Annotated in this window: 27 protein-coding genes, 3 tRNA genes and 3 other annotated features; of the genes, 26 read left to right on the plus strand and 4 right to left on the minus strand. The window is 30.7% G+C overall.

Annotated features, from left to right (window positions below):
- Positions 1–27: 27 nt before the first annotated feature.
- Both K8M07_RS09990 and K8M07_RS09995 read left to right on the plus strand, forming a co-directional pair.
- Complete coding sequence (locus K8M07_RS09990) at positions 28–1521, plus strand: DUF1538 domain-containing protein (RefSeq protein WP_223378400.1); 1494 nt, start codon at positions 28–30, stop codon at positions 1519–1521.
- Complete coding sequence (locus K8M07_RS09995; protein ID WP_223378402.1) at positions 1505–2170, plus strand: P-II family nitrogen regulator; 666 nt, start codon at positions 1505–1507, stop codon at positions 2168–2170. The genes K8M07_RS09990 and K8M07_RS09995 overlap by 17 nt, the downstream gene beginning before the upstream one ends.
- A gap of 32 nt (positions 2171–2202) precedes the next feature.
- On the opposite strand, the gene K8M07_RS10000 is transcribed toward K8M07_RS09995, so the two are convergent.
- Positions 2203–2787 carry a class I SAM-dependent methyltransferase gene (locus K8M07_RS10000; RefSeq protein ID WP_223378404.1) on the minus strand — a complete coding sequence of 195 codons (585 nt, stop codon included), beginning with the start codon at positions 2785–2787 and terminating at the stop codon, positions 2203–2205.
- Between the two features lie 176 nt (positions 2788–2963).
- On the opposite strand from K8M07_RS10000, the gene K8M07_RS10005 reads away from it, so the two are divergent.
- The 5 genes from K8M07_RS10005 (at position 2964) to trpS (ending at position 9196) form a co-directional block, all read left to right on the plus strand.
- The gene (locus K8M07_RS10005; protein ID WP_223378406.1) at positions 2964–4757 is read left to right on the plus strand and encodes a thioredoxin domain-containing protein; all 1794 of its coding nucleotides are present in this window, start codon (positions 2964–2966) and stop codon (positions 4755–4757) included.
- A gap of 64 nt (positions 4758–4821) precedes the next feature.
- Positions 4822–5059, plus strand: a binding site (T-box leader).
- Between the two features lie 131 nt (positions 5060–5190).
- The gene (cysK, locus tag K8M07_RS10010; RefSeq protein ID WP_223378407.1) at positions 5191–6123 is read left to right on the plus strand and encodes a cysteine synthase A; all 933 of its coding nucleotides are present in this window, start codon (positions 5191–5193) and stop codon (positions 6121–6123) included.
- A 5-nt stretch (positions 6124–6128) separates the two neighbouring features.
- On the plus strand, positions 6129–6674 hold the full coding sequence (gene epsC, locus K8M07_RS10015; protein WP_263282517.1) for a serine O-acetyltransferase EpsC: 546 nt from the start codon (positions 6129–6131) through the stop codon (positions 6672–6674).
- 105 nt (positions 6675–6779) lie between these two features.
- On the plus strand, positions 6780–7856 hold the full coding sequence (locus K8M07_RS10020; RefSeq protein ID WP_223378412.1) for a M24 family metallopeptidase: 1077 nt from the start codon (positions 6780–6782) through the stop codon (positions 7854–7856).
- Positions 7857–7907: 51 nt separating this feature from the next.
- Positions 7908–8118 (plus strand) — a binding site (T-box leader).
- Positions 8119–8203: 85 nt separating this feature from the next.
- Positions 8204–9196 carry a tryptophan--tRNA ligase gene (gene trpS / locus K8M07_RS10025; RefSeq protein ID WP_223378413.1) on the plus strand — a complete coding sequence of 331 codons (993 nt, stop codon included), beginning with the start codon at positions 8204–8206 and terminating at the stop codon, positions 9194–9196.
- Between the two features lie 87 nt (positions 9197–9283).
- Here the strand turns inward: trpS and K8M07_RS10030 are convergent, their stop codons facing one another.
- The gene (locus K8M07_RS10030; protein ID WP_223378415.1) at positions 9284–10252 is read right to left on the minus strand and encodes a peptidoglycan-binding protein; all 969 of its coding nucleotides are present in this window, start codon (positions 10250–10252) and stop codon (positions 9284–9286) included.
- Positions 10253–10418: 166 nt separating this feature from the next.
- Complete coding sequence (locus K8M07_RS10035) at positions 10419–11435, minus strand: ABC transporter substrate-binding protein (protein ID WP_223378417.1); 1017 nt, start codon at positions 11433–11435, stop codon at positions 10419–10421.
- 112 nt (positions 11436–11547) lie between these two features.
- Between K8M07_RS10035 and pgsA the strand changes: the two genes are divergently transcribed.
- The 5 genes from pgsA (at position 11548) to K8M07_RS10060 (ending at position 17733) form a co-directional block, all read left to right on the plus strand.
- Positions 11548–12087, plus strand: a complete 540-nt coding sequence (gene pgsA / locus K8M07_RS10040; RefSeq protein ID WP_223378419.1) for a CDP-diacylglycerol--glycerol-3-phosphate 3-phosphatidyltransferase — start codon at positions 11548–11550, stop codon at positions 12085–12087.
- Between the two features lie 52 nt (positions 12088–12139).
- Positions 12140–12362, plus strand: a binding site (T-box leader).
- Positions 12363–12462: 100 nt separating this feature from the next.
- Positions 12463–15111 carry a valine--tRNA ligase gene (locus K8M07_RS10045; RefSeq protein ID WP_223378428.1) on the plus strand — a complete coding sequence of 883 codons (2649 nt, stop codon included), beginning with the start codon at positions 12463–12465 and terminating at the stop codon, positions 15109–15111.
- A gap of 25 nt (positions 15112–15136) precedes the next feature.
- The gene (locus K8M07_RS10050) at positions 15137–16432 is read left to right on the plus strand and encodes a bifunctional folylpolyglutamate synthase/dihydrofolate synthase (protein WP_223378430.1); all 1296 of its coding nucleotides are present in this window, start codon (positions 15137–15139) and stop codon (positions 16430–16432) included.
- 58 nt (positions 16433–16490) lie between these two features.
- The gene (locus tag K8M07_RS10055; RefSeq protein WP_223378432.1) at positions 16491–16715 is read left to right on the plus strand and encodes a hypothetical protein; all 225 of its coding nucleotides are present in this window, start codon (positions 16491–16493) and stop codon (positions 16713–16715) included.
- A gap of 79 nt (positions 16716–16794) precedes the next feature.
- Positions 16795–17733, plus strand: coding sequence for a YncE family protein (locus K8M07_RS10060; protein ID WP_223378434.1), 939 nt, complete (start codon positions 16795–16797; stop codon positions 17731–17733).
- Here the strand turns inward: K8M07_RS10060 and K8M07_RS10065 are convergent.
- Positions 17725–18270 carry a DUF4364 family protein gene (locus K8M07_RS10065; protein WP_223378436.1) on the minus strand — a complete coding sequence of 182 codons (546 nt, stop codon included), beginning with the start codon at positions 18268–18270 and terminating at the stop codon, positions 17725–17727. The genes K8M07_RS10060 and K8M07_RS10065 overlap by 9 nt on opposite strands.
- Before the next feature lie 198 nt (positions 18271–18468).
- Here K8M07_RS10065 and K8M07_RS10070 point away from each other — a divergent pair, with 198 nt between their 5' ends.
- The 14 genes from K8M07_RS10070 to K8M07_RS10130 all read left to right on the plus strand — a co-directional run.
- Positions 18469–19233 carry a polysaccharide deacetylase family protein gene (locus K8M07_RS10070; protein ID WP_223378459.1) on the plus strand — a complete coding sequence of 255 codons (765 nt, stop codon included), beginning with the start codon at positions 18469–18471 and terminating at the stop codon, positions 19231–19233.
- Positions 19234–19429: 196 nt separating this feature from the next.
- A complete protein-coding gene (locus K8M07_RS10075) occupies positions 19430–20116 on the plus strand; it encodes a single-stranded DNA-binding protein (RefSeq protein WP_411741967.1) in 687 nt (228 codons plus the stop codon).
- Positions 20117–20259: 143 nt separating this feature from the next.
- On the plus strand, positions 20260–20385 hold the full coding sequence (locus K8M07_RS12705) for a hypothetical protein (protein ID WP_263282522.1): 126 nt from the start codon (positions 20260–20262) through the stop codon (positions 20383–20385).
- A 27-nt stretch (positions 20386–20412) separates the two neighbouring features.
- The gene (gene hpt / locus K8M07_RS10080) at positions 20413–20940 is read left to right on the plus strand and encodes a hypoxanthine phosphoribosyltransferase (RefSeq protein ID WP_223378440.1); all 528 of its coding nucleotides are present in this window, start codon (positions 20413–20415) and stop codon (positions 20938–20940) included.
- A gap of 69 nt (positions 20941–21009) precedes the next feature.
- Complete coding sequence (locus tag K8M07_RS10085) at positions 21010–21933, plus strand: CPBP family intramembrane glutamic endopeptidase (protein ID WP_223378442.1); 924 nt, start codon at positions 21010–21012, stop codon at positions 21931–21933.
- 49 nt (positions 21934–21982) lie between these two features.
- Positions 21983–22177, plus strand: a complete 195-nt coding sequence (locus K8M07_RS10090; protein WP_223378444.1) for a small, acid-soluble spore protein, alpha/beta type — start codon at positions 21983–21985, stop codon at positions 22175–22177.
- A gap of 22 nt (positions 22178–22199) precedes the next feature.
- On the plus strand, positions 22200–22934 hold the full coding sequence (locus tag K8M07_RS10095) for a class I SAM-dependent DNA methyltransferase (RefSeq protein ID WP_223378446.1): 735 nt from the start codon (positions 22200–22202) through the stop codon (positions 22932–22934).
- A 147-nt stretch (positions 22935–23081) separates the two neighbouring features.
- Complete coding sequence (locus K8M07_RS10100; RefSeq protein ID WP_223378449.1) at positions 23082–23282, plus strand: cold-shock protein; 201 nt, start codon at positions 23082–23084, stop codon at positions 23280–23282.
- Between the two features lie 254 nt (positions 23283–23536).
- A tRNA-Phe gene (locus K8M07_RS10105) sits at positions 23537–23612 on the plus strand.
- Between the two features lie 7 nt (positions 23613–23619).
- A tRNA-Gly gene (locus K8M07_RS10110) sits at positions 23620–23694 on the plus strand.
- A gap of 17 nt (positions 23695–23711) precedes the next feature.
- Positions 23712–23786 (plus strand) — tRNA-Cys (locus K8M07_RS10115).
- 51 nt (positions 23787–23837) lie between these two features.
- Complete coding sequence (locus K8M07_RS10120; protein ID WP_223378451.1) at positions 23838–24584, plus strand: DUF6873 family GME fold protein; 747 nt, start codon at positions 23838–23840, stop codon at positions 24582–24584.
- A gap of 68 nt (positions 24585–24652) precedes the next feature.
- On the plus strand, positions 24653–25495 hold the full coding sequence (ytxC, locus tag K8M07_RS10125; RefSeq protein ID WP_223378453.1) for a putative sporulation protein YtxC: 843 nt from the start codon (positions 24653–24655) through the stop codon (positions 25493–25495).
- Between the two features lie 120 nt (positions 25496–25615).
- A partial coding sequence (locus K8M07_RS10130) for an ATP phosphoribosyltransferase regulatory subunit (RefSeq protein WP_223378455.1) occupies positions 25616–26011 on the plus strand: 396 nt, incomplete at its 3' end.

Here is a 26011-nt window from a genome sequence, read left to right on the forward strand (position 1 = left end):
CATAACATTAGAAAGGAGCTGATATATTTGAATTTATTGTTCAATAAATTTAAAGAGGTATTGCTGTCAGTACTACCTATAAGTTTATTTGTAATTATACTTAGTTTTACTTTAATTCCTATAGAAGCTGAGGTACTTGTTAGATTTATAATAGGTGCTATATTAATTATAATTGGACTCGGGATTTTTCTATTTGGAGTTGATATTGGTATAAGTCCAATAGGAAATCTAATGGGTGAAACAATAGCAAAAAGTAATAAAGTAAATATAGTAGGAATACTTGGGCTTGTTTTAGGATTACTAATAACAATAGCAGAGCCCGATCTTCAGATACTTGCTAATCAAGTAAATGATGCAACTGGAGGAATAATACCGGCATATTCAATCATCATTGTGGTATCTATTGGAGTAGGTGCCATGGTATCTATAGGATTGATTAGAATATTATTTGAAAAACCATTAAACAGGGTATTTACTATACTATACTTTATAATATTTATTTTAGGATTACAGGTTTCAGAAGAGTTTTTAGCTATTTCAGTCGATGCATCAGGAGCAACTACAGGAGCCATGACTACACCATTTATTTTAGCTTTGGCATTAGGTGTTGCTCAGCTAAAAGGTGGAAAAACATCAGAAGAGGATAGTTTTGGATTAGTTGGTATTGCATCGACAGGTCCAATTATTGCTGTAATGATGATGAGTATATTATCAGGTGTAGCCGATATACAAGGTGAAGCTGAAACGTTTGTGTTACATGCTGGAATTTTAGGACCATACCTAGAAGAATTTCCAAAGCTAATGAGAGAATCTGTTATAACATTATTACCCATTTTATTATTGTTTTTAATTTTTAATGCGGTTAAATTTAAATTAAATAGAAAAAATATGAATAAGATACTAAAAGGACTTCTATATACATATCTTGGATTAGTATTATTTTTAGTCGGAGTCAATGCAGGATTTATGGAAGTAGGGAGAGTGATTGGATACGGTATAGCAAGTCTTGAATTTAATTGGATATTGCCAATTGTTGGATTTTTACTAGGTATGATGGTTGTACTTGCTGAACCAGCAGTATATGTATTAACAGAGCAGGTAGAGGATGTAACATCAGGACATATCAGAAAGAAGATTATCTTAGGAGCATTATCCATTGGAATTGCATTTGCAGTATCTATGTCCATGTTAAGAATAATGATACCAGAGTTGAAACTATGGCATTTTCTATTGCCAGGATTTGCAATAGCTATATTATTAAGTTATAAAATTCCTCCTATTTTTGTTGGTATAGCATTTGACTCTGGAGGAGTTGCATCAGGACCAATGACCGCCACGTTTATATTAGCTTTTGCACAGGGAGCTGCCGAAGCTATTCCAACAGCAAATGTGTTAATAGATGGATTTGGTGTTATAGCAATGGTTGCTATGACTCCATTAGTAGCAATACAAATACTTGGATTTATATTTAAAATAAAGGCAGAAAAAGGAGGTATTCATATAAATGGATCATCCAAATAGAAAGTTTTCATTATTTTGTTCAATTGTGGATTTTGGAAAAGGAGATAAAATTTTACAGGAATCTAGAAAACTAGGTGCGACTGGAGGAACTTTCATATTAGGAAAAGGGACAATTAAGAATCCATTGTTAAACTTTTTAGGTCTTGATGAGATGAGAAGAGAGATACTCATTATGGCAATCGATCAAAATTTAGAAGAAACTTTTCATGATGAATTGACAAAAAAGTTTTGTTTCCATAAGCCTAATCACGGCATAGCTTTTTCTATGCCAATAAAATATTTGTTAGGAATGAGAGAATATGAATATATACTAAAAGCTGAAAAGAGAGGTGTAAATAATATGGGTTACGAAGCCATATTCATAATAGTGGATAAAGGAGTATCTGATGATGTTATAGAGGCGGCAAAATCTGCTGGTTCAACAGGAGGTACAGTGATTCATGGAAGAGGAGCTGGGTCTAAAGAAAAAGCGAAGCTATTCAATATAGAAATAGAGCCAGAAAAAGAAATCATATTAATTCTATCAGAAGTCAAAAATACAGATTCAATAGTAAATGCCATTAAAGAAAAAATTGATATTGATAAGCCAGGAAAAGGCATCATATTCGTACTGGATGTTAATAGAACATCAGGAGTGTTTAAAGAATAGAAAGGAAAGTCCTTTTAAGAGGATTTTCCTTTTTATTTAACAGGCGAGGCTGAAAATATAATTTTGTTATAGAATAGTAGTTGATTACATCTTCTTATAGATTTTATTTCATAATTAGCATTCCTAAATATATCTAAATATTCATGTTCATATCTTATATATTTTCCCCTATCAAAATTGGACATATACCAGTTAGGTAAATGAGCATCTTTATAAAAGCATGGTTCTGCAGTTATTACGCTACCATCAGGTTTTAATATATTTTGAAAGCTCTTTAGATAATTTAATAGTGATTCAGTAGGTATATGATGAAGTACTGACAAAATTAGAATACAATCAATGGAGTTTTCTGGTATAGGAAGTTGAGCATCTTGAACTCCCATAAAATTATGATTAGGATATAATTTTTTAGCATACTCAATTCTTCTATTGTCACAGTCAACTCCAAGATAATATTTTGGTTCAAATAAATGTGAAGCAGAGCCAATACCGCACCCAAAATCAAGAACATTTTTTCCTTCAAACTCAAAGTAATCTTGAAATAATGTATTATAGAATATATTCGAAAACCATTTAGGTCTAATAAAATAATGATATAGTCTTGGAGATAATTCCATATATGCTAAACCTCCATTTCAAAATATGATACGCAATCTAGTTTTTCCTTATTTCTAGTATTTATAATTAAATTATTATGGTTAGAGAGTAAAAAGGAATCCTTATAATTTTGGAATATTGATAATAGGTACGGGTAGAATAGAACTAAGAATAAAAATAGAAAGGATATGGCAAAATGAGCGGAGATAAAAATAAAAATCCGAATGAATTGATCTATCAAAAATCCCCCTATTTACTGCAACATGCTTACAATCCAGTTAAATGGTATCCATGGGGAGAGGAAGCCTTAGATAGAGCTAAGAAAGAAGATAAACCTATATTTTTATCCATAGGATATTCTACTTGTAGATGGTGTCATAATATGAACAGAGAATCATTTCAAGATGAAGAAGTAGCAGAAATATTGAACAGTCATTTCATACCTATAAAGGTAGATAGAGAAGAAAGACCAGATATTGACAAGGTATATATAACTTTTTCAGAAGCCATGACAGGAAGCGCTGGTTGGCCTCTAAATCTATTGTTAACACCTGAAAAGGAGCCTTTCTTTGCCGGGACATATTTTCCTAAAAGGTCAGAAAGAGGTCTCACAGGATTGATTGATTTATTAACAAAGGTAAAGAATTTGTGGCAAGATAAGAAACAAGAGATAATTAAAGACAGTAACCAAATAGTAAGGGAAGTGAATTCAAGGTATAATATATTATCTGAAGGAAACTTAGATGGCGATATATTAAAAAAGACAAAAGATGAGTTAGAAAGTATATTTGATGAAAACAATGGTGGATTTTCACGACGACCCAAATTCCCGTTACCTCAATACGTCTTATTTTTATTACAATATGGGCAAAGTGTAGATGATAATAAGGCTTTGTATATGGCTGAAACTACTTTGAAGAGCATGTACAAGGGAGGAATATTTGATCACGTTGGTTTTGGTTTCTATAGGTATTCAGTAGATGAAAAGTGGCTTGTACCTCATTTTGAGAAGATGTTGTATGACAATGCTCTTCTTGGAATTGCATATACTAAAGCATATGAAATAACAAAAAAATCACTATATAGAGACGTCGCAGAGAAGATATTTAAATTTGTATTAAAAGAACTTACATCTGACAAAGGTGGATTTTATTCTGCATTGGATGCAGAAAGTGAAGGGGAAGAGGGCAAATATTATATATTTGAATATGATGAAGTAATAAGTCTTTTAGGAGAAGAACTTGGGGAATTTTATTGTGATAATTATGATATAACAGACGAAGGGAATTTTGAAGGAAAGAATATTCCAAATTTGATAGATAAAGATTTAGATTCCATAAGTGAAGAGAATAAGAATAGATTAGACAGCCTAAGGGATATGTTACTTACTTACAGGGAGAAAAGAACAAAACCTCACAGAGATGAAAAAATACTTACATCATGGAATGGGCTTATGATAGCAGCCTTAGCTTATGGTGGTAAAGTAATGGATAACAATATATTTACAAATAAAGCAAAGGAAGCTGCAGATTTTATAATAGCTAATTCTGTAGATGAAGATGGACATCTATTGTCCACACATATAGGAGGAGAAAGCTATAATTATGGTTTTCTAGAAGATTATGCCTTTTTCACATTTGGATTATTATCGTTATATGATGTAACAAAAGATGAAGCTTATTTTAAAATAGGTAAAAATTTAGCATATGATATGATAGAACTATTTTTAGATGAAAAAGATGGAGGAATGTTTTATTACAGTGATATTTCAGAGGAACTTATACTTAGACCAAAGGATATTTATGATGGAGCAATACCTTCAGGAAATTCATTTGCTATTTTAGTTTTGAGCAAATTATATCGCATTACAAAAGATGAAAACATCTATGAAAAATATCAAAATTTAATTCATTCATTTGGTGAAAATATCAATAAAAGACCTAGTTCATATGTTTATTCAATTTTAGCATTATTAAATTTCAATTTATAAATTTTGATAGAAATGTTTCAATTTAAAAAAAATGTGGTATAATTAATTATAATATATTTATATATTAAAAGCTGTGAGATGGTAAAGTAGAATGTAGGAAGTAACACAGAGAGGATTCTAAATGGTGAGATGAATCTATACTGAATATATTTGAAGTGCACCATTGAGCTTTTGGTCGAAATACAAGTAGACTAAAACGGTAGTTCCCGTTACAGAACTAGAGTATGCTAGTACTCGAAAAAGATAGGACTATATTGTCCTAAACAGAGTGGAACCGCGAAAGTTAACCTTTTGCCTCTGTATAGTGATATACATGAGGTAAAGGGTTTTTTTATTTTGCTAATTTGAGCATAATATATTATATCCATTTAATCATAAGCTTTTATTTTAATTGAATTATTATGAAATTATTAAGTAACAAAAATTAATATATATGGAGGTAATAGTAGTGAAATATAACAATATTTATGAAACCATAGGTAGAACACCATTGGTTAAATTAAATAATATAACTACAGAAGATATGGCGGATATATATGTAAAGATAGAATCATTTAATCCCGGAGGAAGTGTCAAAGATAGGGCAGCATTGTATATGATAAAAGATGCTGAAGAAAAGGGTGTTCTTAAAGAAGATAGCACCATTATAGAACCAACTAGTGGAAACACTGGTATAGCTCTAGCTATGATAGGAGCATCAAAAGGATATAAGGTAATAATAGTAATGCCAGATTCTATGAGTATAGAAAGAAGAAAACTGATGAAAGCTTATGGTGCAGATTTAATTCTTACGGAAGGAAAACTTGGAATGCAAGGCGCAGTAGATAAAGCCAAAGAGCTTGCAGATAAAAATGGATATTTTATGCCAGGTCAATTTGATAATTTAAGCAATGTAAAAGCTCACTATGAAACTACGGCAGTAGAAATATTGGAGGATATGAATAAAAATGTAGATGCTTTTGTAGCAGGTGTAGGAACAGGAGGGACTATATCAGGAATAGGCAAGAAGTTAAAAGAGGTAAATCCTAATACACTAATAGTTGCAGTAGAACCAAGTAAATCTCCAATAATATCTGGAGGTCAGCCGGGTAGTCATGGAATACAAGGAATAGGAGCTAATTTTATACCAAGTATATTAGATAGAGATATAATTGATGAGATAATTAAAATGGAAGATGAGGACGCATTATCCCAAGCTAGAATAGTTGGAGATAAAGAAGGAATTTTCTGTGGAATATCTTCAGGTTCAAATATAAAGGCTGCAATGATGATTGCAAAGAGATTAGGTAAAGGTAAGAAAGTTGTAACAGTACTTCCTGATACAGGAGAAAGATACCTATCTACAGCTTTATTCAATAAGGAGTGATATTAATGTTTAAGATTATAAAAGAGGAAGCAAAAAATATATTAGAAAAGGATCCAGCGGCAAAAAATATGTTTGAAGCTATTTTTTGTTATCCTTGTCTAAAAGCAATAATATATCATAGATTATGCCATAGGCTTTATAACAAGAAGAGATTTATATTGGCAAGGATTATTTCTCAAATAGCAAGAAGAAAAACAGGAATAGAAATACATCCAGGTGCTAAAATAGGGAAAAATTTCTTTATAGATCATGGTATGGGAGTAGTAATAGGGGAGACTGCAGAAGTTGGAGACAATGTAACAATGTATCATGGAGTAACCCTAGGAGGACTTGGTGGAGATCCTAATTCCAAACGTCATCCTACCGTAGAAGATAATGTGATGATAGGTTCAGGAGCTAAAATACTAGGTCCAATAACCATAGGAAGAGGTGCAAAGATAGGGGCTAATGCAGTAGTATTGGACGATATACCTCCATATACCACTGCTGTAGGTATGCCTGCCAAGGTAGTAAAAAACAACAGAGATGACAATTTGATGTATGTGATATAAAAGAAATACTAAAATAGACATTTTCATAATTGCTCTGGATATGGTATTATTATATAGTATAAAAATATCAATAATAAAATTAAATAAATTTTAGGGAGTGGTTTTATGAAAGAAAATAGAGTAAATAAAGTCCTAGAAGAAATGAAGAAAAATGATATTCCCCAGATGATAATATCAGATCCAGCAGCAATATTTTATTTAACAGGAAAATGGATAAATCCTGGAGAAAGACTATTAGCTCTTTATTTAAATATTAATGGGAATTATAAACTTTTTGTCAATGAATTATTTCCTATTACAGAAGATTTAGGTATAGAAGTCACATGGTTTGATGATACACAAGATGCTGTAGAAATTATCTCAAAACATGTAGAAAAAGACGAGGTAATGGGAATAGATAAAAACTGGCCATCAAGATTTTTACTTAGACTTATGGAATTAGGTGGAGGATCAAAATTTGTAAATTCATCATTTTTAATAGATCAGGTAAGAATGTGTAAAGATGAAGAAGAAAGAGAATTGATGAGAGAAGCTTCAAGGCTTAATGATAAAGCAGTAGAAAAATTAATAAAAGTAATATCAAGCGAATTATCAGAAAAGGATTTAGTACAAGAACTTAACAGGATATATGATGAACTTGGAGCAGAAGGATTTTCCTTTGATCCAATAATAGCCTTTGGTGCCAATGCAGCAGATCCTCATGGAGTACCAGGAAATGTTACTACAAAACCTGGAGATAGCATAGTACTTGATATTGGATGTGTAAAGGACTACTATTGTTCAGATATGACTAGAACTGTATTCTATAAAGAAGTATCTGAGAAATCTAAAGAAATATATAATATTGTACTAGAAGCAAATAAAAAGGCCATAGAAATAATAAAACCTGGGGTAAGATTTTGCGATATAGATGCTGCAGCGAGAGATCATATAGAAAAAGCAGGATATGGCAAATACTTCACTCATAGGACTGGTCACTCTATAGGTGCAGAGGTACACGAATTTGGAGATGTATCTTCAGTTAACACAGATCAAGTAAAACCAGGAATGATATTCTCTGTTGAGCCAGGAATATATATACCAGGAGAAGTTGGAGTTAGAATTGAAGACTTAGTACTTGTAACAGAGGATGGCCATGAAATATTAAATGATTATGATAAGGAATTAATTGTAGTAGAATAAAATAAAAGGTTTACTTTTATAAAAAAATGTATATAATGGAATTAAATATAATCTAACACGTTGATCAGGATTAGTAGGCATAATAAAGGTCTATCAGCGAATCGGGGATAGTGGAAGCCTGATGATACTATTATGCTGAATGGACCTGAGAGGTAATGTCTGAAATCATAGTAGGATATTAGGGCTAATCATCCTTAAAAGATTAAAGTGGGCAATATGCCAATTTGAGTGGTACCACGGAAGTAACCCTTTCGTCTCTATATAGAGACGAAAGGGTTTAATTTTTTCACTAGTATGATTATCTTACAAACTTTATAGAAATATTTGAATTGATAGGAGGTATCAAAGTGGGAAAGAAAACCGTATTTAGTGGAATTCAACCATCAGGTAGTTTAACCATAGGAAATTATATTGGAGCTATAAAGAATTGGATTTCCCTACAGAATGAATATGACTGTTATTATTGTATAGTTGATTTACATGCTATTACAGTACCTCAGGTACCTAAAGATTTAAGAAAAAATACCTTAGAATTATTGTCTATATATTTGGCTAGTGGGCTCGATCCAGAGAAGAGCACCATATTTATCCAATCTCATATACCGGCACATGCAGAATTAACTTGGGTACTTAATACCATATCCTATATGGGACAACTAGGTAGGATGACACAGTATAAAGAAAAATCACAGAGATCAGAAGAAAATTTAAATGCAGGTTTATTTACCTATCCAGTATTGATGGCAGCAGATATACTACTATATCAAACTGATTTAGTACCAGTAGGAGAAGATCAAAAGCAACACTTGGAGCTAGCTAGAGATTTAGCAGAGAGATTCAACAATAGATATAGCCCAACATTTAAAGTTCCAGAACCTTTAATTAAGAAAGAGGGCGCAAAGATTATGAGTCTTCAAAATCCAAAAAGTAAAATGTCCAAATCCGATGAAAATGAAAATGGATATATACTGATCCTCGACAAGCCAGATGTTATTAGAAAAAAAGTAAAAAGAGCAGTAACCGATTCCATAGGAAAAGTAAAATATAATGATGAACAATTAGGCATCAAAAACCTGATGAATATATACAGCGTATTTTCAGGCGATTCCATACAAGAGATAGAAAACAGATATGGAGGTACTGGATATGGTAAATTTAAAGAAGATGTAGCAGAAGTAGTAGTAGAAGGATTGACCCCAATTCAGGAAAAATATGATTACTACATGAAAAATAAGGACTATCTAGAAAAAGTATATAAACAAGCAGCGGAAAAAGCTAACTATATATCCATGAAAACTTTAAGAAAAGTATATAGAAAGGTAGGATTTATACAGAGATAGTTAGATAATTTACGATTAAAACAAAGGAATGATCTTTCTGACACACAAGGATCATTCCTTATTTGACTCTAAAAATTGCAAATTGGATTAAAATACTCTTCTACCATATGAGAAATGCTTACTATAATAACTAGAAGTAAGATCTGATATAATTACTCCCTTATGCGAAGTACTAGCATGTATAAACTTATTATTTCCTACATATATTCCAGCATGACTAGGTCCAGATTTATAAGTATTGCTGAAGATCACCAAATCTCCAACCTGCAAGTTTCCTTTACTAACCTTAGTACCTACACTTGCCTGAGATGAAGAAGAGCGAGGTATACTTATACCATATTGTTTATATACGTAATGAGTGAATCCTGAACAGTCAAAACCACTCGGACTAGAACCACCATATACATAAGATACACCCAGATGTTTTCTTGCTGTTGCTACAATTCTTTTTCCTATACTACTAGATGTTGATCCGCCTCTACTAGATGTTGGAGCAGGTTTGCGAATTTTTCCACTTAATACACCATTTATAGTTTTAATGGTTTCAGGTCCAGCTATCCCATCAACTTTAATATTATATTCATCTTGAAAATTCTTAACAGCTTCTTCAGTCATTGAACCATAATAAGTAGTGCAATTATCTATTTTTAAAAAGCCTAAACTCTTAAGTCTTTCTTGTAAAGCTTGTACATCTTTTCCGGTTAAGTCTTTTTTTAGCACTCGGTTATATTCTAAAGGTTCATGCTTGTCCAAAACATTCTGTAAAGTTTTAAATGAAGCAGAACCAAAACAACCATCCACACTCAGCCCTTGAGATTTTTGAAAATCCTTTACGGCGTTAAAAGTCATATCACCGTAATATGTAGTAGTTTCTTCCAGTTCTAAATAACCTAAATCTTTTAGGTGTTGTTGAAGTACCTGCACATCTTCATGGGTTATTCCTTTTTTTAGGACTTTATCTCCTAATTCAGCTTGTACTGACATGGGATTTATATATATAGCTCCAGCTATAGTAAAAGCTATCACTGTATTTTTCAAAGGTTTAATATTTAACATTGTCAAATCAGCTCCTTTTTTGTCATTTTAACTTACATGTTTTAGTATATATTATAATTAAGAATAAGAAAAGAGGAAAATGTAACTAATTTGTAACTTATTTATGCATTTCAAAATTTAGAAACGATATTGATTGTTTAAACAACCAATATCGTTTCCACTGTTTTTACTCTAATTTAATATTTTTCATCGCATTTTCAGCAAATGTAGTTATAACTATTTCATCATAATCTGCTCTTTGATCTAATTCTCCTGCCATTTCCATTATTTCCATCAGATGGTCTAATCCTTCTTCTGATATTATAGGATCTGGTTTCCAACTATCCTGATCCCTATATCTTTCTATAAGTGATACCAATATATCATCTTCAGTGTCTGGGAAATATGGTTTTACTACCTTAGCAATTTCCTCTAGAGAATGATTTTGTACCCATAGCATACCTTTATATAATGCATTTGTAAATGATTGGATTAGCTCAGGATCTTCTTCAATTGTACTTTTTAGTGCAGAATAACATGTATAAGGAATATATCCTCCTTCTCTACCTATTGATGCAACAACATATCCCTTGCCTTCCTTTTCTAAACTAGAAGCTACAGGTTCGAATAGAGAAACATACTCACCTTCGCCACCAACAAATGCTCCTGATAGTACATCAAATTGTACATCAGTTCTTAGATTTACATTTTCTCCTGGTGTCAATCCATGTTTTTTGATAACATATTCTAAAGTCATGTAAGGTACTCCACCTTTTCTTCCTCCAAGGACTTCCTTCCCCTCAAGTTTATCCCATGTAAAGTTTGGATCAGGCTCTCTTCCTACAAGGAAAGAACCGTCTCGTTGAGTTAATTGTGCAAAGTTAATAGCATAATTTCCCCTACCTTCATTATAAACGTATATTGAAGCTTCAGGTCCCATGAATCCAATATCAGCTTCACCGCTTAGTAGAGCTGCCATAACCTTGTCTGCACCTTTTCCATCAGCAATCTCAACATCCAATCCTTCTTCTTCAAAGAACCCCTGAGCTAAAGCTACATATTGTGGAGTGTAAAATAATGAATGGGTTACTTCTACTAGTGTAATTTTTCTTAGTTTCTTATTTTGTTGACAACCAGTTAATACAGTAACCATTAATAAAGTCAGTAACAAAATCAATGAAATTACTTTAAAAACCTTTGACATCCCATCACCTCTGTAATATTATAAAAATAATAAGTATCGTTATATAGTTATAATATTCTAGTCGTATGTTTTGGTGACTAAACTATATTAATAATTGAAAAGAGGGCTTAATGTGAACATTCCTAACATATTAACTGTACTTAGAGTTATTTTGGTGCCAATGTATTTATACTTTTTTTTCAATAGCGAGAATAACAGCCTACTCTATTCAGGAATAATATTTATAATAGCAGGATTAACAGATGCTCTAGATGGTCGCATAGCACGTAAATATAATTTGACTTCAAAAGTAGGAGCTGCTTTGGACCCTCTTGCAGATAAGTTAATGACTTTTGCTGTACTCATCAGTTTTACCATAGGAAAATTAATTCCATCTTGGGTATTATTGATTCTTGGAGCAAAAGAAATATTGATGATTACAGGCGGATTAATTCTTTATTTATTCAAAGGTAATAAGGTATTACCATCCAATAAATTTGGCAAAGGTGCTACAATTTCCTTTTATGTTGCTATATTAGCAATTGTACTGGATATATCTTTCTTCAGTTTACAAGAAGTATTAATTATAATCACAGTATCATTAAATGTAATAGCTTTTATGAATTATTTAAGAATTTTCCTATCCAAGGATAAAGAAGAAGACTTTCTGTAAAACTATATTGACAAGAAATAACTTTGTATATATAATATTGATAATAATTTTATATTAAGCTATGAAGAAGAGGAGTAAGTTAATATCCTATATAGAGAAAAAAGTCCAAAGGCTGAAAGACTTTTTTAGTCAATATTTACTGAAGGTAGCTTCTGAGCATTTGAGCTGAATGTATAGTAGGCTTAAACGGCAATGCCGTTAAAATCTGCAAGAGTCATAATATTTTTTATTATGGAATTAAGGTGGTACCGCGAATATTACCCTTCGTCCTTGACAATTAAGGACGAAGGGTTTTTAAATTGTAAATTGTGTAATTAGTGACATTTTCAAGATCTGTGAAGCATTACAACATACAAAAAATTAGGAGGTAAAAAGATGATTGAGAATTTATCAAAAACATATAACCCTAAAGACTTTGAAGATAGATTATATGATTTTTGGAACAAAAATGAATATTTTAAAGCAGAAGTAAATAGAGATAAAAAGCCATATACCATCATGATGCCCCCACCAAATGTAACAGGGAATCTTCATATGGGGCATGCATTGAATAATACAATACAGGATATCCTTATTCGATGGAAGAGAATGCAAGGCTATGAAGCCTTATGGCAGCCAGGAACTGACCATGCAAGTATCTCTACAGAAGCAAAAGTAGTAGAAAAGATAAGAAAACAAGGGAAAAATAAGGATGATCTTGGACGAGAAGGATTTATTCAAGAGGCTTGGGATTGGACCAGGAAATACGGTGGAAATATAAACAATCAGCTTGAAAAGTTAGGTGTTTCATGCGATTGGAGCAAGAAAAGATTTACCTTAGATGAAGGTTTAAGCGATGCAGTTGAAGAGGTATTTATTAAACTATACGACAAAGGGTTAATATACAGAGGAGACAGAATAATAAATTGGTGTCCGAATTGTGAGACTGCTATATCAGATGCAGAAGTGGAACATGAAGATACTAAAGGACATATTTGGTATGTAAGATATCCGTTAAAGGATGAAGATGGATATATAACAATAGCTACCACAAGGCCGGAAACAATATTAGGCGATTTAGCCATAGCTGTACATCCGGAAGATGACAGATATAAGGATTTAGTTGGCAAGATTGCTATACTACCATTAGTAGGCAGAGAGATACCAATAATAGCTGACGAATATGTAGAGATGGAATTTGGTACTGGGGCAGTTAAGATAACCCCATCTCATGATCCTAATGACTTTGAAGTAGGAGAAAGACATGAATTGGGACAATGCAAGATATTAACTGATGATGCTAGAATAAATGAAAATGGTGGTAAATATAATGGATTGGATAGATATGAGGCAAGAAAGAAGATAATAGAAGACTTAGAAGAACAGGATTATCTAGTTGAAGTAAAAGACCATGATCACAGCATAGGTCATTGTGAAAGATGTAAAACAACAGTTGAGCCAATAATATCAAAACAATGGTTTGTAGATATGAAACCACTAGCAGAGCCTGCACTAAAAGCGTATAATGAAGGAAAATTAAACTTTATTCCTAAAAGATTCGGGAAGATATATACCCATTGGTTAGAAAATATAAGAGATTGGTGTATTTCTAGGCAGCTATGGTGGGGGCATAGATTACCAGTTTATTATTGCGAAGACTGCGATGAAATAATGGTTTCTAAAGAAAAACCAAAAAGATGTACTAAATGTAACAGTACCAATATACATCAAGACCCGGACACATTGGACACTTGGTTTTCATCAGCATTATGGCCATTTTCAACATTAGGTTGGCCTGAAAACACAGAGGAATTGAATTATTTCTTTCCAACAGATGTATTGATTACAGGTTATGATATCATATTCTTCTGGGTTGTAAGGATGGTATTTTCAAGTATAGAACAGATGGGGGAAGTACCATTTAAAGATGTATTTTTGACAGGACTTGTAAGGGATTCTCAAGGTAGAAAGATGAGTAAATCTTTAGGAAATGGTATAGATCCGCTAGATGTTATTGATGAATATGGTGCAGATGCACTAAGATTTACTCTTGTTACTGGAAATACTCCAGGAAATGATATGCGTTTTTATATGGAAAGAGTCGAAGCAAACAGAAACTTTGCAAATAAATTATGGAATGCCACTAGGTTTGTACTCATGAATCTGGATGAAAAGATATCAATGGAAACAATTGATAAAGAACTATTAGAGGAAGAAGATAGATGGATAATATCAAGAATAAATAGTGTTATCAAGGAAGTAACGGAAAACCTCGAAAAATATGAAATAGGTTTAGCAGCTCAAAAGATCTATGAATTTATTTGGGATGAGTACTGTGACTGGTATATAGAAATGGTTAAACCTAGATTATATGGTGATAGCATTGAAAGTAAGGAAACAGCAGAAAAGGTACTTCTATATGTTCTAGAAAATACACTAAAATTGTTGCATCCATTCATGCCTTTTATCACTGAAGAGATATGGCAACACTTACCTGGAAGAGAGAAGCCTTTAATTATCAGTCAGTGGTCAGACTATAATGAAGAAGATACTAATAGGGAAGCTGAAAAAAAAATGGCATTTATCATGAAAGCGATAAAGGGAATAAGAAATGCAAGACAAGAGATGAATATTGCTCTCTCTAAAAAAGCCTCTCTTATGTTTGTAACTAAGGATGAAACTATAAAGGATATAATAGATTATGGTAAGAGATACTTCATTAACTTAGCAAGTGCCGATGACATTATAATTCAAGAAAACAAAGAAGGGTTAGGAGAAAATAACCTATCAGTGGTACTAGATAGATGTGAAGTATTTATTCCATTAAAAGATTTAATAGATTTTGATAAGGAAATTGAAAGATTGGAAAGGGAAAAGGAAAAATTGGATTCGGAATTAAAAAGAGTAAGAGGTAAGCTTTCAAATGAAGGATTTGTAAACAAAGCACCAGAACAAGTTGTAGCAAAAGAAAGAGAAAAAGAAAAGAAATATGAAAACATGATGAAGAAAGTATTAGAAAGACTTAAAGGTTTAAAATCCAATTAATATTAACATGAGACGAGGGGTCGAAGTGAATTATATAGAGGCATTAAATTATATAAATGATAAGAATAAATTTGGGTCAAGATTAGGACTGGATACAATAGACAGACTGCTAAACTTACTCGGTAATCCTCATATGGGAATGAAATATATTCATTTAGCAGGTACTAATGGTAAAGGTTCCACTGCAGCATTTGTAGCAAATATATTGAAGGAATCAGACTATAAGGTAGGATTGTTTACTTCGCCATATTTGGAAAGGTTTAATGAGAGAATTTCTATTAATGGAGCAGATATACCTGATGAAAGGTTAGCGGACATAACAAAGAGAATTAAGGATAGAATTCAAATTATGTTAGAAGAAGGATATGAACACCCAACTACTTTTGAAATAGTAACTACCATTGCTTTTGTATATTTTAATGAAGAGAATGTTGATTATGTTGTATTAGAAGTTGGATTAGGTGGAAGAGCTGACTCTACAAATGTGATAAAAGATTCCTTAATTTCTATTATAACCACCATAGATTATGACCATATGGATGTATTAGGACATACACTAGGAAAGATTGCATATGAAAAAGGTGGAATAATAAAGGATAATGGTCTAGTATTATCCTATACTCAGGAAAAAGAGGCAATAGATGTTATAAAGGAAATCTCTGCTGACAAAGAGGCAGAACTAATAGTGTGTCCTATGAAAAGTGTGGAAATAGTAAATTTAACTAAACATGGTGGAGTATTTAATTTCAAATATAATGACAAGGAATTTAAGAATATAGAAATTAGTTTGTTAGGAAAACATCAGACTTATAATGCTGCTTTAGCACTAACGGCAGTATTGATACTAAAGGAAAAAGGGTTAGTCAATGCAACCGAAGATAATATACGAGATGGACTAAAAAACACAAAATGGCCAGGGAGAATGGAGATACTAAAAAAAGCTCCTACATTTATGATTGATGGAGCCCACAACATTCAGGGAATAAGATCATTAGTTGAGAGCTTAAAGGGATTTGAATACAATAGATTAATACTTGGAACAGCAATTCTGAAGGATAAAGACGTGGAACATATGGTAGAGATGTTAACTCCTATGGCTGATGAAATAATAGTTACAGAAGTTAATATGTCTAGAAAGATGGAAGCAGAAGACCTAGAAAGAATAATAAATAAATATAATAAAAATACTCACATAGAAAAGGACAATGAAAAAGCCATAGATAAAGCCTATGAATTAGCTGACAATGATGACTTAATAGTGTTTGCTGGATCTTTATATTTAATAGGTAATATAAGAAGGATTTTGCTCAATAATTACTAGTTATAAGTAACCCTTCCATAGAATATACATTATTATATATTCTATAGGAGGGTTTTTTATGAATAATGTAAAGTTTTATCCTTACAAGTCAATGGGAGACGGAGAGCTAATAGATATTACTATAAAGGAAATGGATAGATTAAAATTGTTAGAAAAAGCTGGTTACTTTGAGCAATGGAAGAGAAAACTGACTACAGTAGATTTACTGATACAGGAAATAAAAAGAAGAAAATTATATATAGAAAAACCTTTTTTGATAAAAAGAATATTTGATGAAAAATGAAAGAATAATTTAGTGTTTTTCATCACCTCTGACTACTATAAAGCATAGATTAACTTATATAGCAGTTGGAGGTGATAAATTGCAATTAAGAGAGAAAGTGATAGTAGCCAATACTGGAGATGACACATTAACATTTATAGACTTTAAAGATGGGAACAAAATTGACACATTAGATTTAAAGGACTCAATCAATAGCAGTAATAGGCAAACTATTAGATTTCATGGATTTCCAATTGGTCCTTATGATTTAGAATACAATAGAAAAGATTGTCTCTATTGTACAAATGTATATGATAATTCAGTCTTGAAGATTGATCTGAAACATAAGAAGATAGTAGATATTATATCCGTAGGGAAATATCCAACCTGTATAAAATATTTTCAAAACAAACTCTATATAACCAATAGTGATTCTAACTCTATATCAATAGTTGATGCAGATGAATTTTCTTTAATCGAAAATATTCCTGTAGGGGAAAAACCAATAGACATTGAAATAGATGAAAACAATTTTAAAATGTATGTTGCGAATAGCAATGGATATAGCATAGATATGATAGATTTAAAAGGAAAAACCATAGAAACAATAAAATTAGATAATAATCCAGTAAAGATGGTTATTGATAGAGACCAGATGTTTATATTAGCAAATATAAATAATAGTATAATCAACAATAGCAATATTTCTATAATGGACATAAAAACCCATAAGAAAAAGGATAGTAGAGTTTTTAAAGGGATATTCAATAACATGTTTAAAATAAATAGCAGTGAAATAATCTTTATCACCAGTATGGACAATGGATATTTATATAGGATGGATTTGGAGAAAAAGGATTTATTAAGCAAAACCTATTTAGCAGGAATGCCTAATAAATTAGGATGGAATGGAGATAATATCCTTTTTATTTCCAATTTATCCACCAACAAGTTGATCTTGTTTAATATAAACACAAATAAGATCATAGAAAACATAGAGGTAGGAAAAGAGCCTAGTGGTATCCTAACCCTAAACTGAAGTTATTTCATCATCAACTAACATATTTAGTATATTCTTGTAGATATATTCAGTATTATCTTTCCATATCTCGCAGATTTTTTCCGCTTGTTTGATTGTAGCAACATTTAGATAAAGGCTAAAAAGAGTTTCAGTATTTTCAATAAGTTTTAAATTAACCACAAATTCATTATTATTTTTTTTAAAGTATTCTGCTGAAACTTGAGTAGCTTTTTTTTCATTTTTATTTATCTGTTTGAATCTATCATTAATGTTGTCTTTAATACTTTGAGAAATTCTATTTTCAAAATATGATAAAGTAGCTTTTCCTTTGTTTAGCAGATGATAAACTTTTTTGTCTTTTGTATCTGCATATTCTAGGAAATTAGCAGATACAAGTTCAGATAAGTATTGTTGAACTAAAAAATAATTCATATAATCCTCTTTTAATACAAATTCAGTAAGTTGTTCATTTGTAAGTAATTTTTTGGATTTATCTATAATATATAATAAAAGCAACTTATTTTGTGCTAGCTCTTCACTATTTTCGAAAAACATGTTTAACACCTCTTTAACTTTTATGTAATTATATTAAATTATACCATATTTAAGAGGTAAGTAAAATTTTACTTATCTCTTATAAGTTATTTTTCAATATTTACATAGAAATCAATAAATTCTATTCAGCAAAGTAATATAATGAGTTTTTTAGAATAGATTGTAATAATAGAAACTGTGGGAGGGGATATATTGAAAGTGATAAAAGCTAAAAATGGAATGTTATATAGAATAATGATTATTACAATTTTAGTTATGATCTCTATATCTTATATGACTTTAAAGACAAATAATAATATTCTGGAGGCATTTTCTTACAGCAAAGAATTACCCATATATAGTGTAGATACGGAAGAGAAGAAAATAGCTATTACATTTGATGCAGCATGGGGAAACGAGTTTACTAGAGGGATATTGGACATACTAGATGAATATGATGTCAAGTCAACATTCTTTTTAGTTGGATTTTGGGTAGACAAATTTCCAGAAGATGTAAAAGAAATACATGCAAGGGGTCATGAGATAGGAAACCATTCTACCAATCATCCGTATATGACCGAACTATCCGATGGAGAAGCAATAAAAGAGATAGATACAACTTCGGATAAAATAGAGAAACTAATAAATGAAAGACCTATATTATTCAGACCACCATTTGGTGACTATGATGATAGAATAGTAAATCTATGTAGAGAAAACGACTATTATGCTATCCAATGGGATGTCGATTCACTGGATTGGAAGGAATTAGGAGTTCAACCTGTAGTGGATAGAGTGACAAGAAATGTACAAAACGGATCAATAGTGTTATTCCACAACAATGCGAAATATGTATTAGAATACCTACCTATAGTTATTGAAAGATTGCAGGAAGAAGGATTTGAGCTAGTACCCGTGTCAGAATTAATATATAAAGATGATTTTCACATGGATAATACAGGAAGACAGATAAAGGGTAAATAGACAAAAAAGCTTTGATTTATTTAGAAAGTCTAAAAATCGACTAGAAAAAGCATTTTATATTTGATAAAATATTATCAAGGGAATTTGCTAATGATAAATTATCTATAATTAAAAAATTCATGCTCTTAATCATAATAATAAAATTCATTGAATAAACATAATTATAGATTGTTAGAAACATAAGAATAAGGGGGAGATGATATTTGTGGTTAAAAATCTGATGGAAACAAACAAGGTGGACGTTACGGGGAAGATAATAACCCCAATTGAGTTTAGCCATGAGATGTATGGAGAAGGATTTTATAATTTTGATTTGGAAGTTTTAAGATTAAGTGAATCTGTAGATATTTTGCCAGTAACGATATCTGAAAGATTGATTATTAACATTGATTTATCAGAGGGTTCATATGTAGATATTTCTGGTCAATTGCGCTCTTATAATCGATATGAAAATGGTTCTAGCAGATTAGTATTGACAGTATTTGCAAGGGATATAAAGCTTTTAAAGGATGAAGAAGAAATAAAAGAACACTTAAAATCTCCTAATGAAATATTTTTAGACGGCTATATCTGCAAATCACCAATTTATAGAACTACTCCTTTCGGTAGAGAGATATCAGATTTACTTATAGCGGTAAACAGACCCTATAATAAATCAGATTACATACCTTGTATCGCGTGGGGAAGAAATGCCAGATTTTGTGACAACGTATTAGTTGGAGATCATATGAGGATATGGGGAAGAATTCAGAGTCGTGAATATCAGAAAAAGCTCAGTGATAATGAAGTTGAAACAAGGGTAGCTTATGAAGTGTCTATTTCAAAATTAGAATATGTTGAAAATGACAATAACAGAGCTGAAGTTTATAAAGACGAAGTATAATTTATAGTAATACCTTTCATATTTAAATATGGAAGGTATTATTTTTATATTCCCTTTTACCAAACCCACAATTTGTGTTATAATCTACACAATAATTAATATTTTAAATATCAAATTCAATATTAGGGACAAGGAGAATTTTAATGAATTATACAGTGATAATTATTTTTACAATAGTGATAATTTTAGTAAGTCTCCAATATACTCTAAATAAAATTTTATTAGAATTAAGAGAAATAAAACAAATATTAAGAAGAAAACCAAAGTAATATACAAAAGGAAAGGGGAGAATATTGTTGGAGTTTAATAAAAAGCCTAAAATATTATTTGATGAGGATGAAATTGCAAAAAGAGTTAAAGAATTAGGAAAAGGAATATCTAATGATTATAAAGGAGATAATATTGTAGTAATATCTTTGCTTAGAGGAAGTTTTGTTTTTGCTGCTGATTTAGTCAGAGCACTGCATGTGCCTGTAAATGTAGACTTTATGACTACTTCAAGTTATGGTCATAGCGAAACTTCTTCAGGAATAGTAGAAATAATTAATGATATTAGAACTGATATAAAAGGTAAACATGTATTGATTGTAGATGACATTATGGATTCGGGAAATACCATGAAAGAGGTAGTAGAATATATCGGTGAAGAAGAGCCAAAATCCATAAAGGTATGTGTTATGTTGGATAAACCAAGTAGAAGAGAAGCTGATATTACTCCTGATTATGTAGGATTTACTATCCCGGATGTATTCATAGTGGGATATGGACTTAATTATGGGGATTACTATAGAAATATACCATATATTTTTACTTTTGATGATTAAACCTACAGGTCAACCTGCAGGTTTATTGACTTTTAAAACTTATATTAAAAAGAAGGTGTAAAATGTTTAATGGACAAAAATAATAACAAGCCAACAATAGTAGAGACCAATTTTTTTTATTTAATTATTGCTCTATTATTAATAACAGTAGGAGCATGGGCTCAGAGTAAAGAAGTATATAGTGGTCTTTTTATAACCGAATATATAATAATACTTCTACCAATATTACTATATTTAAAGATGAGAGGATATTCAATAAAAAATATTCTAAGACTCAATAGGATAAGCCTAAAGCAGATTATGTACGTAATATTTATTGCTTTGTTTTCGTATCCAGTAGCTGTATTTTTTAATTATATAGGTATTATCATAATGAGCAAATTTGGCGAATTCATGCCAAGTTCTGTACCCATACCTACTGCACCAATCGAATTTTTAATAGGATTTTTCTTAATAGCTTTAACACCTGGAATATGTGAGGAAACAATGTTTAGAGGCATGATAATGAACTCTTATAGCTCTCTAGGCAGGAAAAAAGCCATTGTTTATTCAGCCATATTATTTGGAATATTTCATTTTAATGTTCAAAATCTACTAGGGCCAATATTTTTAGGTATATTGTTTGGTATATTAGTATATAAGACCAATTCAATATTTGCTTCAATTATTGGTCACGCAACCAACAATTCTATAGCATTATGTATAGGGTTTTTTACAAATAATATGGAACAAACGATAAATGTGGAATCAGCTATTATACCTGATATTGAGCTAATATATAGTACTATAGTTATTGGTGTCATGGCGTTGCTATTCTGGTTAATTGTAAAGAGGTTAATTAGATCAATTCCTACTAACAAACAAAGTAAAATTGAAGAACCTTTATTTAAACAAGTAAACAATGAACAAAAGATGAGTGGTATAGAGATAGTCCCTATACTAGTAGTAGTTCTAATATTCATAGTCTATAACTATAGATATTTCTTCGTATAAGAATAAAAATGTTCATTCATTCCAATAATAACTATTAGGAGGGATGAATATGGCAAAAAAGAAGAAAAAAAAGCCAACTTTAGAAGATAAATTAAAATATGAAATTGCTGATGAATTAGGATTGACAGATAAGATTAAAGAAGTAGGATGGGGAGGCCTAACTGCTAAGGAATCAGGTAGAATAGGTGGATTAATGACAGTTAGGAAAAGGGATATGAAAAAGAAGAAAAACGAGAGCGAATAAAAATGTATAAGGGGGATCAATAATGTATAACAACTTTGCATTATTATATGATGAATTGATGACAGACGTAGACTATAAGGAATGGTACTTATACATTAAAAAGGTACTCAAAAAATTTGATAAAGATCCTCAGTTCATATTGGAAATGGCCTGTGGAACAGGCAATTTGACCAGTTATTTAGCTAAAGATGGCTATGATATAACCTGTTTTGATTTATCTACTGATATGCTTAGCATAGCTTATAACAAGTTAAATAAATATAAAAATGTAACTATATTTAATCAGAATATGGTGGATTTTAATATAAATAAGAAATTTGATTGCATAATATCTATATGTGATAGTATTAATTATGTTACAGATAAAGATGAACTACTGAGTACTTTTAAAAATGTAAAAAATCATCTTAAAGATGATGGCGTGTTTATATTTGATATTAATTCATATTATAAATTAAAAGATATCATTGGGAACAACACATTTCTAGAGGATAGAGAAGATATATTTTATACGTGGCAAAATTATTTTGATGAAGATAAGAATTGTTCAGAATTTTTTCTTACCTTCTTTGTAAAAGATGAAAGGGGAAATTACAAAAGATTTGATGAAGAACATATTGAAAGGGCATATCATACAGATGAAATAATTGAATTACTTCAATTGGCAAATTTTCAGGAGATCAATTGTTTTGATGGTTTTTCATTCAATAAACAGAATAATAAAAGCGAGAGGATAAATTTTGTAGTTATTGCTTAAATAGATTAGAAAACACAGGAATAATAAAAAAATAAATGGGAATATTATTTGACAAGAATATAAATATTGTGATAGACTAAACTAAAGGTAGATGATACATAAGGACTCATCTATTATTAAATTGTTGTATTGGAGGAATGTTTTAAAATGGTAAAAGGTACTGTAAAATGGTTTAATGCCACAAAAGGTTATGGTTTTATCTCCACTGACGAAGGCGAAGATGTTTTTGTACATTATTCAGCAATCGAAGGAGACGGATTTAAAACTTTAGAAGAAGGACAAAGCGTTGAATTTGAAATAGTTCAAGGAGAAAAAGGTCCACAGGCTACTAACGTTAACAAACTATAATCCTTGATTCTCTTTGAATTAAATTAAATAGTTTTTTAACAGTAGCAATCAAGCCCCTATTAATAGGGGCTTTTAAATATTTCAGGAGATGAATTAACGAAACTATTAGATAATCCCTATTAGTTGTTGGCTGCTAATAGGGATTTAAGAATTTATTATTGACTTTACCAAAACAATATTGTATACTATCTAATGTACTACATAGCCAAATAACTTATAGCAAGTCCCAGAGAAGCTTATATTTATTATATTAAGCCCAGATAGCTCAGTCGGTAGAGCAGAGGACTGAAAATCCTCGTGTCGGTGGTTCGATTCCGCCTCTGGGCACCAGATGTGTGCGGAAGTGGCTCAGTGGTAGAGCATCGCCTTGCCAAGGCGAGGGTCGCGGGTTCGAATCCCGTCTTCCGCTCCAACAATAAACTCAAATATGGCGGCATAGCCAAGTGGTAAGGCAGAGGTCTGCAAAACCTTTATTCCCCAGTTCAAATCTGGGTGCCGCCTCCAAAAAACCTTCTATCTTTAGAAGGTTTTATTTTTTATCAGGATGGTGATAATATGTCAGAAAATCCCTTTGTTCCAAATAGATATACAAATACTGTAATAGTAGATGGACGTATTTCAACAGAAATGTTTAACACACTTCAAAAGTTAAACCTAAAGGTAGTTCCCACTATTCAATGCAAAGAAGTATCAGAGTCTATTTCGTACCATCCAGATATTGTTTTACATCCTATTAATCATAATACTGTAATCGTTGCACCAAATGTGTTTGATTATTATAAAGAGAAATTATTTGGAATGGGTATAAAAATTATAAAAGGTGAAACAAAATTAACTGAGGAGTATCCAAGCGATATAGCGTATAATATAGCAAGAGTACATAATTTTGCTATACATAATTTTAAATATACCGATGAAAAATTAAAATACTATTTAAAAAAGGAAAATTTAGAATTTATTCATGTTGAACAAGGGTATACTAAATGTTCCATAGCAATAATCAGCAATAAAGCGATTATAACTGCAGATTATCCTATATATCGTAAATTGACTAAATTAGGAATAGATTCTCTATTAATAGAACCAGGATATATAAAATTAGAAGGATATCCATATGGTTTCATAGGAGGAACTTGTGGCAATATATCTAAAGAAAGTATAGTTTTTTCTGGTAAACTTATAGAACATCCAGATAGGTTTAAAATCATAAAATTTCTAAAAAAATACAAAAAAGACATTATTTATTTAAGTAATGATATAATAAGAGACATTGGAAGTTTAATTAGTCTATATTGCCAATAGAGTAACTCTTTATGCAGTATATCGACATTTTCATAGAGCATACTATTAACAGAAAGGAGTGAAAATACATGAATATTCAAGTAGGATTGAATAAGAATGTAGATGAAGCACGAGAAATAATTGCTAATTATTTCTCGCAAAAGAAGATAAAAGTAGAAGAAGTAGATTATGATTCCAGACATTTTTTTAACATAACTCCTGTAAAAAATAAATCTGTCAAAGATTTTTATAATAAAATAACGAATTTAATATTGGACTTGATATTAAACATATATTCTGAAGGTATAATGAACAAACAAATAAATGATAAATTTAAACAATTACAATCAGTTGAAAGAAAAGAAATAGTTAATATAGCTAAAAAGTTGTTGTTAAATGAAGATAATTTTATAGTTGAAAAGCAATATTTAAATAATCAGATTAAAAAATATATAATTGATAAACATTTGATTTCAATAGATGGATTTATTACATTTAGATTGAAAGATCTTAATCTCTTTTTAAATGTAGTTATCGATAAAGGGATTGAAGAATTCACTGCTCGAAAAGAATACAGAGAATTCATCAGCATATTAAAGTATTTTATAGATGCTCAAAATCCAAAATATGAATTATTAAATTTAGTCACTAAAAACGATGAATACAAATTATTAGATGAAGAAGGTAATGAAATAGATAAAAACTTCTTTGATGATATAAGTACAGAGATAAATGTTAATAATTTTAGTGAAGATGATATATTAATCAGTGCTTTAATTGTTCTAGCACCTCAAAATTTAATAATACATTTGAGTGATAAAAGCAAAGATAGAGATGTAATAAAGATAATTACAGACGTCTTTGAAGATAGAGTATATTTTTGCTTAGGATGTGAAAAATGCGAAGGAAATCTTAAAGTTAAGAAAAGTTAAAAATAGAAAATAAATGAAGCTGGCATGGCATTCAGCTTCATTTATTAAATAATTTATTTGAAAAAAATCGTAAAGATGATATTATTATACTAAATGAATTAGATGTTTGGAGGCGTACATATGAGTAAAAGTATAATTAAACCATCCATATTGGCAGGATTTATGGAATTAACTCCATTGGATCAGATACTTTTTAATGAAATGATGGATACCATTAGAAAAAACTATGAAAAGTTTGGATTCTTACCAATAGACACTCCAATAATAGAAAAAGCGGAAGTGTTATTGGCAAAAGGCGGAGGGGACACGGAAAAACAAATCTATAGGTTTAATAAAGGTGATACGGAGTTAGCGTTAAGATTTGATTTGACAGTTCCACTAGCTAGATATGTAGCTCAACATTTTTCAGAATTAACATTTCCTTTTAAGAGATATCACATAGGTAAAGTATATAGGGGAGAAAAGGCACAAAAAGGTAGATTTAGAGAGTTTTATCAATGTGACATAGACATAATA

Origin of the sequence: Schnuerera sp. xch1 (assembly GCF_019931165.1) — a bacterium.
GTDB lineage: Bacteria > Bacillota > Clostridia > Tissierellales > Tepidimicrobiaceae > JAIOUP01.